The organism is Kineococcus sp. AC630 (assembly GCF_979255925.1).
In genome coordinates, this window is the sequence record NZ_CEEDMJ010000024.1 from 26,720 (window position 1) to 41,029 (window position 14,310).

The following is a 14,310-nucleotide window of genomic DNA, read 5'->3' on the forward strand; positions in this document are numbered from 1 at the left end:
AAGCACTCCGCCCGCGGTGTTGACGTTGTCGGCTGCTGCCCGCGCAGCCTCGTTCCGCCCACGACGAAAGGCAGTCCGTGTCGTCGGTACCGACCTCCCGGCCGCTCCCGCCAGAGTTCGCTTCCGCTCCCTTCCAGGAGCTCCTGCAGCACGGAACCACCCACGGCTACGTGGATGCGCACTCCGTGCGTGTCGCGTGCGAGGACGCGCAGCTGCCCGTGCAGCGCATGAAGGCCGTCCTCCGTGCCCTCGACGACGCCGGTGTGACGGTCAAGGTTCCGGAGGCCGCGCCCAAGCGCGCGGTCGCTGCCGCCTCGGCGCGCCGCACGACGTCCACGGCCACGGCCACCAAGACCGCGCGTCCGGCCGCCAAGCGCGCCGTCGCGCCGGCGGAGGGTGACGCCCCAGCGGCCGTGAAGCCCGCCGCCAAGAAGACGGCCACCAAGGCCGCGACGAAGACGGCGACCAAGGCCGCGGCGAAGACCGCAGCCAAGGCCGGCGGCAAGGGTGACGAGCCCACCGAAGAGGTCGACGAGGTCAAGGAAGAAGACCTCGCCAATGAGGACGACGCCGCGACCGAGGACACCACCGAGGAGACCGGCGCCAAGAAGACCGCCGGTGGCTTCGTCCTGCGCGACGACGACGACGACGACGCCCCTGCCCAGCAGGTGTCCACCGCCGGCGCCACCGCCGACCCGGTCAAGGACTACCTCAAGCAGATCGGCAAGGTCGCCCTCCTCAACGCCGAGCAGGAGGTCGAACTCGCCAAGCGCATCGAGGCCGGTCTCTTCGCCGAGGAGAAGCTGCACTCCGGCGACGACATCGACTCCATCTTCAAGCGTGAGCTGTGGTGGATCAGCGAGGACGGCCGTCGGGCCAAGAACCACCTCCTCGAGGCCAACCTCCGCCTGGTCGTCTCGTTGGCCAAGCGCTACACCGGTCGCGGCATGCTCTTCCTGGACCTCATCCAGGAGGGCAACCTCGGTCTGATCCGTGCGGTCGAGAAGTTCGACTACACCAAGGGCTACAAGTTCTCGACCTACGCGACGTGGTGGATCCGTCAGGCCATCACCCGCGCGATGGCCGACCAGGCCCGCACCATCCGCATCCCGGTGCACATGGTCGAGGTCATCAACAAGCTCGCCCGCGTCCAGCGGCAGATGCTGCAGGACCTCGGTCGCGAGCCCACTCCGGAAGAGCTCGCCAAGGAGCTCGACATGACCCCGGAGAAGGTCGTCGAGGTCCAGAAGTACGGGCGTGAGCCCATCTCGCTGCACACCCCGCTCGGCGAGGACGGCGACTCCGAGTTCGGTGACCTCATCGAGGACTCCGAAGCGGTCGTCCCGGCCGACGCGGTGAGCTTCACGCTGCTGCAGGAACAGCTCCACTCGGTGCTGGACACCCTGTCCGAGCGTGAGGCCGGCGTGGTCTCGATGCGCTTCGGTCTGACCGACGGTCAGCCGAAGACGCTCGACGAGATCGGCAAGGTCTACGGCGTGACGCGTGAGCGCATCCGTCAGATCGAGTCCAAGACGATGTCGAAGCTGCGTCACCCGTCGCGCTCGCAGGTCCTGCGCGACTACCTCGACTGAGGAGTCCGGCTCCACGACGAACGGCCCGGCAGGGTTCCCCTGCCGGGCCGTTCGTCGTTCCCTGACCGCCCGTGGCGGGCTCAGCGCAGGGTGAGCGCGCCCACGACCCAGAGGACGGTCGCCGCCAGCCCCGCGGACGCCTCGAGGGCGACGCTGAGCCCCACGCCCTTGAGGGCGACCACGGTCGCCGCCCACGCGGTCCTGGCCCGGCCCCCGGCGGACTCCGCCCGGGCGAGCTCGGTGAGGAACACGCCGAGGACGAACCCGATCGGCAGCCCCACGACCGGGATCACGAAGAACCCGACGATGCCGAGGACGGCTCCGAGCAGCAGGGTGGTCCTGCGGACCCCTGCCCGGGTCATCCGGCGGCCCGGCAGCAGGTACATCGCGACCTGACCCGCGGCGAGCAGGACGGCGGCCCCGGCGAAGAACAGCCAGGCCGACCCACCGGTGGTCACGGCCCAGACGAGAAGCCCGAGGGCGATGAGGACGGTGCCCGGCAGGACGGGCACCACGATCCCCACGAGGCCGACCGCGATGGTCAGCGCAACGACGACGAGCCCGGCATCACCCATGGTGATGCCGGGCTCGTCGGAGCTCGTGGAGCAGGGTCAGCGCTCGTCGGGAGCCGCGGACGCCGACGTCGTCGCCGCCAGCTTCTGCGACTCGTCGTGGATGTCGGCGCCGGCCTGACGCAGCGCGTCGCGGTGCTCGCGGCCGTGGTGAGCGCAGAAGAGGAGCTCACCACCGGCGTTGAGCACGACTCGCACGTAGGCCTGGGCACCGCACCGGTCGCACCGGTCCGAGGCAGTCATGTGGTCGTTGCTGAGGGTGGTGCTGGTAGCGGTGGTCACTCCGCGACTCCTTCCGGGTCGTGCACGCTGGCGGGCAGCTGCTGCTCCCACCGGACACTCTTCCCCAACCTTCGGCAGCCCGCTCGCGTTCCCACGCCGTTGGAGCATTCCGTTCGCTCGTAGCGGAGGTGTTGTGCGTCACACCGACCCGGCGAACGGGCAGCGGGGAGCGGCGTGTAGCGCCACGGCCACCCGCTCGAACACCCGTACCCTTCCGGGGTGACTCCGCCCAGCCCCCCATCGGACGACAAGTACACCGCGGCCAACCTCCTCGTCCTCGAAGGACTCGAGGCGGTCCGCAAGCGTCCGGGCATGTACATCGGTTCCACCGACTCCCGCGGCCTCATGCACTGCCTGTGGGAGATCATCGACAACTCCGTCGACGAGGCCCTGGGTGGCCACTGCTCGCTGATCGACGTGATCCTGCACCAGGACGGTTCCGTCGAGGTCCACGACGACGGCCGCGGCATCCCCGTCGACGCCGAGAAGCGCACCGGGCTGTCGGGGGTCGAGGTCGTCTTCACCCACCTGCACGCCGGCGGCAAGTTCGGCGGCGGGTCCTACTCCGCCTCCGGGGGCTTGCACGGGGTCGGCGCCAGCGTCGTCAACGCCCTCTCCTCCCGCCTCGACGTCGAGGTCGACCGCGGCGGCAAGACCTACGCGACGAGCTTCCGGCGCGGCACCCCCGGCCGCTACGCCGGCGAGGGCCCTGACGCCGACTTCACCCCCGAACAGGGACTGGCGATCATCGGACGCGCCAAGCGCGGGGTGACCGGGACCCGCGTGCGCTACTGGGCCGACCGCCAGATCTTCCTCAAGGAGGCCGCGTTCTCCTACGAGGACCTCGCCGCCCGGGCTCGCCAGACGTCCTTCCTCGTCCCCGGTCTGCGCATCGTCGTCCGCGACGAGCGCTCGGGGGAGCCGACCGAGGAGGTCTTCCAGCACGACGGCGGGATCAGCGAGTACGCCGACTACCTGACCCCCGACGCCCCGGTCACCTCGGTGTGGCGCCTGCAGGGCGAGGACACCTTCACCGAGACGGTGCCGGTGCTCGACGACTCCGGTCACATGAGCCCCCAGGAGGTCACCCGCGACTGCGTCGTCGACGTGGCGCTGCGCTGGGGCACCGGGTACGACCCCACGATCCGCACCTTCGTCAACATCATCTCGACGCCCAAGGGCGGCTCGCACCTCGCCGGGTTCGAGCAGGGCCTGTTCGCGGCGGTGAAGAAGCAGGTCGACGCCCAGGCCCGTCGGCTCAAGGTCGGCAAGGACGAGAAGCTCGAGAAGGACGACATCCTCGCCGGGCTGACGGCCGTCGTCACCGTGCGCCTGGCCGAACCGCAGTTCGAGGGTCAGACGAAGGAGGTCCTCGGGACGGCCGCCGTGCGGGCCATCGTCCGCAAGGTCATCGAGAACGAACTCGGCGCCGTCTTCGCCTCGCCCACGCGCGACGACAAGGCGCAGGCCACCGCGGTGCTCGACAAGGTCGTCACCGAGATGAAGTCGCGCATCTCGGCGCGGCTGCACAAGGAGACCCAGCGTCGCAAGAACGCGCTGGAGAGTTCCTCGCTGCCGGCGAAGCTCAAGGACTGCCGCTCCGACGACGTGTCCAACACCGAACTGTTCCTGGTGGAGGGTGACTCCGCGCTGGGCACCGCCATGGGGGCCCGGAACTCCGAGTACCAGGCCCTGCTCCCGTTGCGCGGCAAGATCCTCAACGTCCAGAAGGCGTCCGTCACGGACATGCTGAAGAACGCCGAGTGCGCCTCGATCATCCAGGTCGTGGGCGGCGGTTCCGGGCGCAGCTTCGACCTCAGCGCCGTGCGCTACGGGAAGATCGTCCTGATGACGGACGCCGACGTCGACGGCGCGCACATCCGGACGCTGCTGCTGACGTTGTTCTTCCGCTACATGCGCCCGCTCATCGAGGCCGGCCGCGTCTTCGCCGCGGTGCCGCCCCTGCACCGGTTGGCGGTGACGACGCCGGGCAAGAAGGGCAAGGAGATCATCTACACCTACTCCGACGCCGAGCTGCGCAAGGTGACCGCGGACCTGAACCGGCGCAACCGCCACTACGGCGAACCCCAGCGCTACAAGGGTCTGGGGGAGATGGACGAGGACCAGCTCGCCGAGACGACGATGGAACGCCAGCACCGCACCCTGCGCCGGGTCACGGTCAACGACGGCGCCGTGGCGGACAAGGTCTTCGAACTGCTGATGGGCAACGACGTCGCGCCCCGCAAGGACTTCATCATCGCCGGCGCCGAACGGCTGGACCGTGGTCGCATCGACGCGTGACCCGCAGCGGCACCAGGCCGTCCTCGACGTAGCCCGCGAGGCGGGCTGCGGTCCTGCTCCCGGGCGGCGTCCGTGTCCTCGCCGATCCCGATCCCGAGACCTTCGTGGAGGACCTGCAGCGATGACCGACCTCACCGCCCCGGAACTCGTCCTCGTCGACCTCGAGGCGAGCGACCGCGTCGACGCGACCCGTCAGCTCGCGCAGACCCTCGCCGACGCCGGCCGGGTCACCGACCTCGAGCAGTTCCTCGCCGACGTCGCCGCCCGTGAGGAGCGGATGGCGACGGGGATCCCCGGTGGCATCGGCCTGCCGCATGCGCGTTCCGCGGCCGTCACCGTGCCCAGCCTGGCCATCGGGCGGGTCCTGGACGGGAACGGGATCGACTGGGGCGCACCCGACGGTCCCGCCGACCTGGTGTTCCTCATCGCCGTGCCCACGACCGGCGAGGCCGACCACCTCACGATCCTGACCGCCCTGGCCCGCAAGCTCGTGCACGCCTCCTTCCGCGAGTCCCTCCTCGGGGCCCCTGACGCCGAAGCCGTCGCCGCGGCCGTCCTGAAGGAGGTGCACGGACGATGACGTGCGTCGCGATCACCCCCGTGTCCACCGCCACCCGGACCGCTGTCGTCGCCTCCCGCGTCGGCCTGCACGCCCGCCCCGCGTCGCTCGTCGTCCAGGCCGCCGCGGCGACCGGACTGCCGGTGACCATCGCCCTCGGATCCGGTGACCCGGTCGACGCCCGCAGCATCCTCAGGGTCATGGGGTTGGGCGCCCAGCACGGCGACGAGGTCGTCCTGACGGCGCAGGGGGACGGTGCGGAGGCGGCGTTGGAGACCCTCGCGGGCCTCGTGGAGACCGACCACGATGCGTGAGTTGTCGGGGGTGGGCGTCGGCTCGTCGGCCGCGGTGGGGACGGCCGTCGTGCTCGCCCTCCCCGCCCGCCCGCCCGCCGACGAACCGGCGGCCGCGGACCCGGTGACCGCCGGGGCGGACGTCCGTGCCGCGTTCGACGCCGTCGCGAACTCCCTGCGCGCCCGCGCGCAGCGGGCCGGCGGGACCACCGCCGACGTCTTGCAGGCGACCGCGCTGATGGCGGCGGACCCCGGTCTGCCGGCCGAGGTCGAGCGCCGACTGGCTCTCGGCACCGGTCCGGCGACGGCCGTCGACGAGGCCGTGGAGACGTTCTGCGAGATCTTCGCGGCCGGCGGCCCTCACCTCAAGGAGCGGGTCACCGACCTGCGCGACGTCCGCGACCGGGTCGTCGCCCGGGTCCTGGGACTGCCCGAGCCGGGGGTGCCGGAACTCTCCGGTCCCTCGGTGGTGATCGCCCGTGACCTCGCCCCGGCCGACACCGTGGCGCTGGACCTGTCCCGGGTCGTCGGGATCGTCACCGAGCTCGGCGGCCCGACCAGCCACACCGCGATCGTCGCGGCCCAGTTCGACATCCCCTGCGTCGTGCGGGTCGAGGGGGCGCTGCGGATCGCCGACGGGTGCGCCGTGGCGGTCGACGCCCGCTCCGGTTCCGTCACCCTCGATCCCGGCACCGGACTCCGGTCCGCGATCGAGACCCGTCGTGCGGTGCACGCCGAACTCGCCGCGTCCGCCGGGGGGCCCGGCCGGACGGCCGACGGGATCGGCGTGCAGCTGCTCGCCAACGTCGGCACCTTGGAGGCCGCCGAACGCGCTGCCGCGCTGGACGTCGAAGGGATCGGGTTGTTCCGCACCGAGGTGCTCTTCCTGGACCGGAACTCCGCGCCGACGCTGGAGGAGCAGACCGAGGTCTACGCCCGTGTGCTCAGGGCGTTCGGTGACCGCAGGGTCGTCGTGCGCACCCTGGACGCGGGGGCGGACACACCGCTGGCCTTCGTCGCGCTCGCGGCCGAGGAGAACCCGGCCCTCGGCGTCCGGGGGCTGCGCACCGCCCGCCGGCACCCGGATCTGCTCGACACCCAGCTGCGGGCCCTGGCCGCGGCCGCCGAGATCAGCGGCACCCGGCCCTGGGTCATGGCGCCCGTGGTCGCCACGCCCGAGGAGGCCCGCGGTTTCGCCGACCGGGCCCGCGCGGCGGGTCTGCGTGAGGTCGGCGCGATGGTCGAGGTCCCGGCCGCTGCGCTGCGGGCACCGCACCTGCTCGCCGCGGGGCTGGACTTCGTGAGCATCGGGACCAACGACCTCACCCAGTACACGATGGCCGCCGACCGCCTCGAGGGTGATCTCGCCGACCTGCTCGACCCGTGGCAGCCGGCGGTGCTGCAGCTGGTGGGTCTCACCGGTGCGGCCGGTGCCGCGGCGCAGGCGCCCGTCGGTGTCTGCGGCGAGGCGGCCCGCGATCCGCTGCTCGCGCTGGTCCTCGTCGGTCTGGGCGTCACCAGTCTCTCGATGGCTCCCGCGGCCGTGCCCGCCGTCCGGTTCGCGTTGTCGCGCACGACCTCCGCGACGTGCCGGGCGATGGCGGAGGCGGCGCTGGCCGCGGTGACCCCGGCGGACGCGCGCGCCGCTGCGGCGCGGCTGGCCGATCCCGAGGTCGTCGCACTGTAAAGTTCTTCGGGTCACGAGGGAGCACGCCGCGCGCTCCTGACGGATCCCTCGACGGGACGTCCCCCCGGCCTCGTCGAGGGGTCCTTCAGGAACGCGCGGCGGACGTCGGGAGGAGCGGGCGATGCCCAGGGTCGTCGTCACGACGGCGGGTGGAGTCCGAGGTCGGGCGGCCCGGCGCGGAGTGGTCTCCTTCCTGGGCATCCCTTACGCAGCCCCACCCGTGGGTGTCCGCCGCTTCGCCGCGCCCACACCGGTGGAGCCGTGGTCCGGGGTCCGACCCGCCGACGAGAACGCCCCGGTCGCCCCGCAGGACCCCCGCTCCGGCTACGGGTGGACGCCGCGGTCCGGGGCGGACCACCTCACCCTGGACGTGCACGTCCCCGAGGCGTTCACGCGCGGTCTGCCGGTCCTCGTCTGGATCCACGGCGGCGGCTGGGTCTCGGGTTCCGGCTCGGCCCCGGGCTACCACCCGGCCGCGTGGGTCGCGCGGGGTTTCGTCGTCGTCTCCATGAACTACCGCCTCGGCTTCGAGGGGTTCGGGGCCGTCCCCGGTGCCCCGCACAACCGCGGCCTCCTCGACCAGATCGCCGCCCTGCGGTGGATCCAGGACAACATCACCCCGTTCGGTGGTGATCCCTCGCGGGTCACGATCGCCGGTCAGTCCGCCGGTGCGTCCTCGGTCGCGGCGTTGACCTGCGCCCCCGTCGCCCGGGGGCTGTTCACGCGCGCCATCGCGGCGAGCATCACGGGGGAGACCTACACCGTCGCGCAGGCGGAACGGGTGGCCCGCCACGTCGCCCGCGCCGCGCGCGTCCCGGCCGACCGCGAGGGGTTCGCCGGTCTGCCGCCGATCCGGCTGCTGGCCGCCTCCGACGCGGTCGCCCAGGACCTCGCGGCCGACCCGGACGCCGGGCCGCGGGGTTCCGTCCCGTTGCTGTACCACCCGGTCGTCGACGGTGAGGTGGTCACCGCGCCGTTCATGGAGGGCCCCGGCGCCGGCGGCGACCCGGCGGTCGACCTCATGGTCTCGAGCGTCGCCGACGAGTGGAAGCTGTTCTCCCGCAGTGGTTTCGCTCCCGTCGCGAAGACCTGGGACGAGGTCGTCGAGTTCGCCCTGGCCGTGGGCCTGCCCGCGGCGGCCGTCGAGGAGTACCGGGGGTTCCTGCCCGGGGCGGACCCGGGCACGGTCGGGGACGCGCTCCTGAGCGACGGCCTGTTCGCGGAACCGTCGCGGCGTTTCGCCCGAGCGCACACCGCCCGCGGGGGCCGGACGTTCCTGTCCCGGTTCACCTGGCGTTCCCCGGCCCTCGGTGGCCGGTTCGGCGCGACCCACGGTCTCGACGTGCCGTTCGCGTTCGGCAACCCGCAGGCGATGGAACCCTTCCTGCACGCCGTCCCGGTGCTGCCGTTGGCCCGACGGGTCCCCCGGCTGGGTCCCCGGCTGCGCGGGGTGTTCCCCACCCCGGCGAGTTCCGCGCTGTCCCGGCGGATGGTCGCGGCGTGGACGTCGTTCGCCGCCGACGGTGACCCGGGCTGGCCGGCCATCGACGCCGAGGGGACCCCCGTGCGGGTCTGGGGTTCCCAGGACTCCCTCGACCTCGCGCCGGACCCGCGGGAGCGCATCTGGGCCGACGTCGAGTTCCGGCCCTACGACGAAGTCGCGCTCCGGACCGCCAGGACGTAGCGTCGGGCGGTGCTCCCTGACGACGACGACCTCGGTCTCGCCCTCGCCCGCAGGCTGTCGGCGGAACCCGCCGACGTCCGTCGGGCGGTCGCCCTCGTGGGCGAGGTCCTCTCCGGCGGTAGTCGCTCGACGGTCACGGCGAACGGTTTCGTGGAGGCCCACCTCGAGCTGCCGCACACGTCGCTGGTGTCGGAGCTCGTGGAGCTGACCAACACCCGCGCGATCTCGGTGGGGGCGGCGCTGGCCGACCTGGTCGAGGTGCACGGTGCGGCGCTGGGCCCGGTCGAGGACGACGAACCGCCCACCTGGCAGCGCATCGACCTCCTGGACGAGCACGTCTCCGTCCCGACCTCGACGGCGGCGTTCTTCCCGGCCGGGACGGCCGCCGCGGCCGACGTCGTCGTGCAGCTCGCCCAGCACGAGTACGCGCCGCAGCCGGCGTCGCTGCGGGTCCTGTCGCGCCCGGGCGACCACGCCGCCGCGCGCGGTCTGGTGGATTCCCTGCTCGCGACGGCCCGCCGCGACAAGGGCTTCTACCGGGGCCGCATCCTGCACGCCGACGCGCACCTCCCGCTGAAGCTGAAACCCACCGCGCTGGGTCCGGGGGGCCGGGCCGACCTCGTGCTCCCCGCATCGGTGTGGGCCGAGGTCGACGCCAACGTCGCGGCGCTCACCACCCGGGCGGAGCTGCTGCGCGACCTCGGGCTCGGGACCAACCGCGGGGTGCTGCTGGCCGGTCCGCCCGGGGTCGGCAAGAGCGCCCTCAGCCGGGTCGTCGCCCGTGAACTCGCGGGTGACTTCACGGTGATCATCGTCGACGCCTCCGCGGCCTCGTCGGTGCTGCGCCAGGTGTACCGGGAGACGGCGGACCTCGGGCCGAGCGTGGTGGTCCTCGAGGACGTCGACCTCTACCTGGGGGACCGCAAGGCCGGGGCGCGCGGCACCGCGCTGGCCGACTTCCTCGCCGTGCTCGACGGCACCGAGGAGTACCGCGACGTGCTCACCATCGCCAGCACCAACGACCCCGCCGCCCTCGACGCCGCCGCGACCCGCTCCGCCCGCTTCGACGCCGTGATCCACCTCGCCCCGCCGGACCAGGAGGCCTGCGAGGCGATCCTGCGCCGTCTCCTCGGCCGCTTCGGTGAGACCGCCGTCGACTGCGCCGCCCTCGCCCGTCAGCTGCCGCCCGGGGTCACCGGGGCCGACCTGCGGGAGGTGGTGCGCCGCAGCGTCCTCGGCCACGGCGCGGACCTCACCACCGAGGTCCTCTTGCAGGTCGTGCGGGAAGGGCGCTGGCAACCCGCGGCCCTGACCGGCAACTACCTGTGAGACGGACGCTCAGCCCCTGAACCAGTCGGGCGCCGTCGCCGACTTCGCCCAGTACGAGAGCCCGGCTCTCGACCCGTCCGTCGTCACCTCGTCGGTGAAGGTGACGTACTTCCCGACCGCCCAGCGGGGCACCGCGATCTCGCCGTACTCCCCGTTGCCGGCGTAGACGTTGTCGCGGAACACGATGTTCTCCATGAGACCCCGCGCGTTCTCCGGTGCCTTCTGCATGACCGAGTAGGAGCCGTCGGAGAAGAAGTTCCCTTCGACGAGGACGTTGCGGGTGGGGGTGCCCAGGTTCTCGCCGTCCACCCGCGGACCCTCGGAACCGAGGATGACGGCGGAGTTCCCCTTCGAGCCGTCGACCCGGACGGCGAGCAGGGACGAGTTCCGGACGGTGGACCAGACCCCGTCGGCGTTGTCCGCGCCCGTCGACTGCACCCCGTCGGTGTGGACCCGGCTGCCGTTGGGCAGCCGCGCGATGGACTGACCGTCGGTGAGGCAGGTGTCGATGGTCGCGTTCGCCCCGAGCCGGAAGGCGTCCTCGCAGCGGGTGACCCAGACCCGTTCCGCGGTGTAGTTGCCGTAGCCGATGGCCGTGCCGTGGTCGGTGTCGGAGGCCCCCCGCACCACGCAGTCGTGCAGGTGCAGGGACGCTCCCCGGTGACGCGCGGAGTTCACCCGGATCTTCGGGTCCCCGGTGCTGGTGATCCGGCAGTACCGGATCGTCACGTCGCGGTGGTTGATGGTCACGAGGCCGCGCAGGTCGACGAACTCCAGGACCTCCCCGTCCGCGGAGCTGGTGAACGAGCTCCTCCGGGGAGTGAGCTGTGTCCCCACCGGCACGCCGACGTGTTCGTACCCGGTCATCCCCGTGGGGATGCCCGCGGCCCGCGAACGCGCCGTCCGGGCGGCGAGGGTGTCGGCGGTGTCGACGCCGTCCGCGGTCACCCCGGGCGGGCCCGGGTCCGAGGGTCCTGACGACCCCCGCAGCCCCAGCCCGACGCCGCCCAGCAGCCCGAGGCCGAGCAGGTGGCGACGTGAGGGCACGGGCCCACTGTGCCACCCCGGATCTCACATCCGTGCGTACTGCCCCGGCCCGAACGGCAGGTCCAGCACGAACCACAGGCTGAGCATCAGCACCCACGCGATCCAGAAGCAGATCGTGAACGGCAGGAACCGGGCGATGAGGGTTCCCAGCCCGGCCTGGGGTTCGTAGCGGCGGACCATCGCCAGCACGAGCACCAGGTAGGGGTTCAGCGGGGTGAGGATCTGCGTCGCGGAGTCGCCGACGCGGAACGCGGCCTGGGTGAAGGCGGGTTCGTAGCCGAGGAGGGCGAACATCGGCACGAACACCGCACCCATGATCGTCCACATCGAGGACCCCGAGGTGATGAACAGGTTGAGCAGCGAGGCCAGGACGATGAAGGCGATGATCGCCTCGAAGCCGTCGAGGTCCAGGGCGTCGAGGCCACCGGCACCCGAGACGGCCATCCACGACCCGACCCGGGACCAGGTGAACAACGCGACGAACTGGCCCAGCACGAAGGCCAGGACGATGAACGGGGCCATGTCGCGCACGGCCTCGCCCATGGCCTTCGGGACGTCGACGAGGTGGCGCAGGGTTCCCGTGGACCGGCCGAAGGCCAGCGCGGGGACGGCGAGCAGGGAGAAGACGATGAAGGCGACGGAGTCCAGCAGCGGGGACTCCGGGAGGTAGCCGCCGCTCTCGTTGCGCATCGGCGAACCCGGGACGACGGTCAGCGCGACGAGGACCGCGACGGTGAGCAGCGCGGCGAGCCCGGCCCGGCGCAACCCGCGGCGGTCGTCGCGCGAGACGGACAGGTCCGAGACGTCCTCGACGGTCCCGATGCCCTCGGAACCCTCCTGCTGCGTGGTGGGAACTCCCTGCCGGGTCAGCCGGGGTTCCAGCACCTTGGTGATGAGCAGACCGCAGACGACCGTGAGGACCACCGAGCAGGCGATGTTGTAGAACCAGTTCGACACCGGCGTCACCGGGGTTCCCGCGTCGGGCAGCGACGCCGTCACCGACTGGGTGATCCCCGAGAACAACGCGTCGAGGCTCGTGACGACGAACGACGTCGAGTACGCCGCCCCGGCCGCGGCGAAGGCGCCGAGCAACCCGGCCACGGGGTGGCGTCCGGCGGCCTTGAACACCATCGCCGCCAACGGTGGGATGACGATCATCACCGAGTCGGCCATCACGTGGCCGACCATGCAGACCGCGGCGACGGCGTAGGGCAGGGCCCACGTCGGGGCCCCGGCGAACGCGACCTTGATGAGCGAGGACATCAACCCGCTGCGCTGGGCGAGACCCACCGCGAGCAGGATCACCACGACCGTCCCCAGCGGGGGGAAGGACACGAAGTTGTCGACGAGGTTCGTCGTGAGCCACCGGATCCCCTCGACGGTGTACAGCCCCCGGACGTCCTGCACCTCCTCGGAACCGGGGATCCGGACGGTCGTCCCGAGCGCCGCCATGACCGTCGAGACGATCGAGAGCACCAGGAACAGCCCGACGAACAGGATGAAGGGATCGGGGATCCTGTTGCCGACCCGTTCGACGCCCCCGAGGAGCCGGTCGGTGCGCGTGGTGGGTGCGGTCTCGACCGGGGAGCTCACGCCAGGAACTCCTCGACGTCCAGGACACCGCCGGCGGCGTCGAACTCGGCCGTGACGGCCGCCAGGAGTTCCGGGTCCGCGAGGACGTCCAGGGCGGTGAGGGCCAACCCGACGGCTCCGTCGAGCACGCCCGCGTCCCCGGAGGGGGATCCGGCCGCGGCGGCGAACTCCGCCGTGTGCAGCGAGAGCTCCGGGCCGGAGACGGCGAGCATCGGGTGGATCGAGGGGACCCGCACGCTGACGTTCCCGAGGTCCGTGGAGCCCGACAGGGTCTCCGGGACGACCCCCGGGGGCAGCGCGGTGCGTCCGCGTCGCTGCTGGTGCGTGGTCCACCGCGCGGCCATCTCCAGGTTCGCGCGGATCGGCAGGTACGCGGGCTGGCGGTCCCACTCCAGCTCCACCCCGCACCCGGTCATCGCGGCCGCGGCCCGCAGGATCGTGTCGACCCGCCCGCACAGGTCCGTGAGCGTCGCGGGTTCCGCCGAGCGCACGTAGTACTCCGACACGGCGCGGGCCGGGACGACGTTCGGGCGCTGCCCGCCGTCGACGACGATCCCGTGGACGCGGTCGCTGGGGGTGATGTGCTGGCGCAGCATCGCGATGCCGTTGTAGCCGGCGACGACGGCGTCGAGGGCGTTGCGTCCCATGAAGGGTTGCGCCGACGCGTGCGCGGGAACCCCGGTGTAGGTCGCGCGGACCTGGCGGCGTCCGAGGAAGGGCTGCACGGCGACGTCGTAGCTGAACGGGTGCAGCATCACGACGGCGTCGACCCCCTCGAACGCGCCGTCGCGGGCCATGAACTCCTTGCCGCCCCCGCCCTCCTCGGCGGGCGTCCCGAGCAGCACCGCCGTCCCCGAGACCTCCCCGGAGCGCAGGGCGTGCACCAGGCCGAGGAAGGCCCCCACCGCGGTGGCGCAGATGACGTTGTGCCCGCAGCCGTGCCCGACCCCCGGCAGCGCGTCGTACTCCGCCAGGACGGCGACCGTCGGCCCCGCGCCGCTGGAGACGACGGCCTTCACGGCCGTCTCCAGCCCGTGCACCCCGACCGTGGCCTCGACGTCGTGACGGGCGAGCAGGTCGGCCACGGCCCGCACCGAGCGGTGCTCGGCGAAACCCTCCTCGGGGTGGGCGTGCAGGTCGTGGCTCAGGGCGAGGAGGTCAGTGCCCAGCGCCTCCACCGCGGCCTCGGTCGCGTCGAGCAGGGCCTGGGAGGCCCCGGCGTGCTCACTCGTCAGCGGCGCGGCACTCGCCGCCGCCCGGTCGATGCCCACCCGCACCGAGGTGAGGTAGGTCGTGTCGGGGGTGCCCGGTCGGGTCGGGTCGCTCGTCTGCTCGGCCATGCGCATCAGGCCTACTCGCACAGCGAGCCCG

General features: G+C 72.5%; 12 protein-coding genes. 7 read left to right on the plus strand and 5 right to left on the minus strand.

Translation table 11 applies throughout. From position 1 onward, the window contains the following. The first annotated feature begins 77 nt into the window (after window positions 1–77). Window positions 78–1,592 (plus strand): RNA polymerase sigma factor, encoded by a 1,515-nt coding sequence (locus AC0I8G_RS21445; protein ID WP_471731746.1) that lies wholly within the window; start codon window positions 78–80, stop codon window positions 1,590–1,592. A gap of 80 nt (window positions 1,593–1,672) precedes the next feature. On the opposite strand, the gene AC0I8G_RS21450 is transcribed toward AC0I8G_RS21445, so the two are convergent. Further along, window positions 1,673–2,167 carry a DUF456 domain-containing protein gene (locus AC0I8G_RS21450; protein WP_471731747.1) on the minus strand — a complete coding sequence of 165 codons (495 nt, stop codon included), beginning with the start codon at window positions 2,165–2,167 and terminating at the stop codon, window positions 1,673–1,675. 36 nt (window positions 2,168–2,203) lie between these two features. Next, window positions 2,204–2,407: a DUF7455 domain-containing protein gene (locus AC0I8G_RS21455; RefSeq protein ID WP_380162484.1), complete on the minus strand. Its 204-nt coding sequence runs from the start codon at window positions 2,405–2,407 to the stop codon at window positions 2,204–2,206. 258 nt (window positions 2,408–2,665) lie between these two features. Between AC0I8G_RS21455 and AC0I8G_RS21460 the strand changes: the two genes are divergently transcribed. The 6 genes from AC0I8G_RS21460 to AC0I8G_RS21485 all read left to right on the plus strand — a co-directional run bounded on the left by AC0I8G_RS21460 (window position 2,666) and on the right by AC0I8G_RS21485 (window position 10,299). Further along, the gene (locus AC0I8G_RS21460; RefSeq protein ID WP_471731748.1) at window positions 2,666–4,747 is read left to right on the plus strand and encodes a DNA gyrase/topoisomerase IV subunit B; all 2,082 of its coding nucleotides are present in this window, start codon (window positions 2,666–2,668) and stop codon (window positions 4,745–4,747) included. 121 nt (window positions 4,748–4,868) lie between these two features. Further along, window positions 4,869–5,327: a PTS sugar transporter subunit IIA gene (locus tag AC0I8G_RS21465; RefSeq protein ID WP_471731749.1), complete on the plus strand. Its 459-nt coding sequence runs from the start codon at window positions 4,869–4,871 to the stop codon at window positions 5,325–5,327. Next, window positions 5,324–5,620, plus strand: a complete 297-nt coding sequence (locus tag AC0I8G_RS21470) for an HPr family phosphocarrier protein (protein WP_471731750.1) — start codon at window positions 5,324–5,326, stop codon at window positions 5,618–5,620. The genes AC0I8G_RS21465 and AC0I8G_RS21470 overlap by 4 nt, the downstream gene beginning before the upstream one ends. Continuing rightward, complete coding sequence (locus AC0I8G_RS21475) at window positions 5,613–7,286, plus strand: phosphoenolpyruvate--protein phosphotransferase (RefSeq protein WP_471731751.1); 1,674 nt, start codon at window positions 5,613–5,615, stop codon at window positions 7,284–7,286. The genes AC0I8G_RS21470 and AC0I8G_RS21475 overlap by 8 nt, the downstream gene beginning before the upstream one ends. A 121-nt stretch (window positions 7,287–7,407) precedes the next feature. Next, window positions 7,408–8,970: a carboxylesterase/lipase family protein gene (locus AC0I8G_RS21480; protein WP_471731752.1), complete on the plus strand. Its 1,563-nt coding sequence runs from the start codon at window positions 7,408–7,410 to the stop codon at window positions 8,968–8,970. A 9-nt stretch (window positions 8,971–8,979) separates the two neighbouring features. Next, on the plus strand, window positions 8,980–10,299 hold the full coding sequence (locus tag AC0I8G_RS21485) for an ATP-binding protein (protein ID WP_471731753.1): 1,320 nt from the start codon (window positions 8,980–8,982) through the stop codon (window positions 10,297–10,299). Window positions 10,300–10,308: 9 nt separating this feature from the next. Here AC0I8G_RS21485 and AC0I8G_RS21490 read toward each other — a convergent pair whose 3' ends face one another. Genes AC0I8G_RS21490 through AC0I8G_RS21500 form a run of 3 tightly spaced genes read right to left on the minus strand, consistent with a single transcriptional unit; the run spans window position 10,309 to window position 14,279 of the window. After that, window positions 10,309–11,346, minus strand: a complete 1,038-nt coding sequence (locus AC0I8G_RS21490) for a hypothetical protein (protein WP_471731754.1) — start codon at window positions 11,344–11,346, stop codon at window positions 10,309–10,311. Window positions 11,347–11,370: 24 nt separating this feature from the next. Then, complete coding sequence (locus AC0I8G_RS21495; RefSeq protein WP_471731755.1) at window positions 11,371–12,939, minus strand: AbgT family transporter; 1,569 nt, start codon at window positions 12,937–12,939, stop codon at window positions 11,371–11,373. Then, window positions 12,936–14,279: a M20 family metallopeptidase gene (locus AC0I8G_RS21500; RefSeq protein ID WP_471731756.1), complete on the minus strand. Its 1,344-nt coding sequence runs from the start codon at window positions 14,277–14,279 to the stop codon at window positions 12,936–12,938. Before AC0I8G_RS21500 ends, AC0I8G_RS21495 begins: the two co-directional genes overlap by 4 nt. Window positions 14,280–14,310 lie beyond the last annotated feature (31 nt).

What these genes read in the sequence shown, in the direction of transcription:
- AC0I8G_RS21450 (WP_471731747.1), bottom strand. Translation starts at nt 2,167, where the DNA reads ATGGGTGATGCCGGGCTCGTCGTCGTTGCGCTGACCATCGCGGTCGGC.
- AC0I8G_RS21455 (WP_380162484.1), bottom strand. Translation starts at nt 2,407, where the DNA reads ATGACTGCCTCGGACCGGTGCGACCGGTGCGGTGCCCAGGCCTACGTG.
- AC0I8G_RS21465 (WP_471731749.1), top strand. Translation starts at nt 4,869, where the DNA reads ATGACCGACCTCACCGCCCCGGAACTCGTCCTCGTCGACCTCGAGGCG.
- AC0I8G_RS21470 (WP_471731750.1), top strand. Translation starts at nt 5,324, where the DNA reads ATGACGTGCGTCGCGATCACCCCCGTGTCCACCGCCACCCGGACCGCT.
- AC0I8G_RS21475 (WP_471731751.1), top strand. Translation starts at nt 5,613, where the DNA reads ATGCGTGAGTTGTCGGGGGTGGGCGTCGGCTCGTCGGCCGCGGTGGGG.
- AC0I8G_RS21480 (WP_471731752.1), top strand. Translation starts at nt 7,408, where the DNA reads ATGCCCAGGGTCGTCGTCACGACGGCGGGTGGAGTCCGAGGTCGGGCG.
- AC0I8G_RS21500 (WP_471731756.1), bottom strand. Translation starts at nt 14,279, where the DNA reads ATGGCCGAGCAGACGAGCGACCCGACCCGACCGGGCACCCCCGACACG.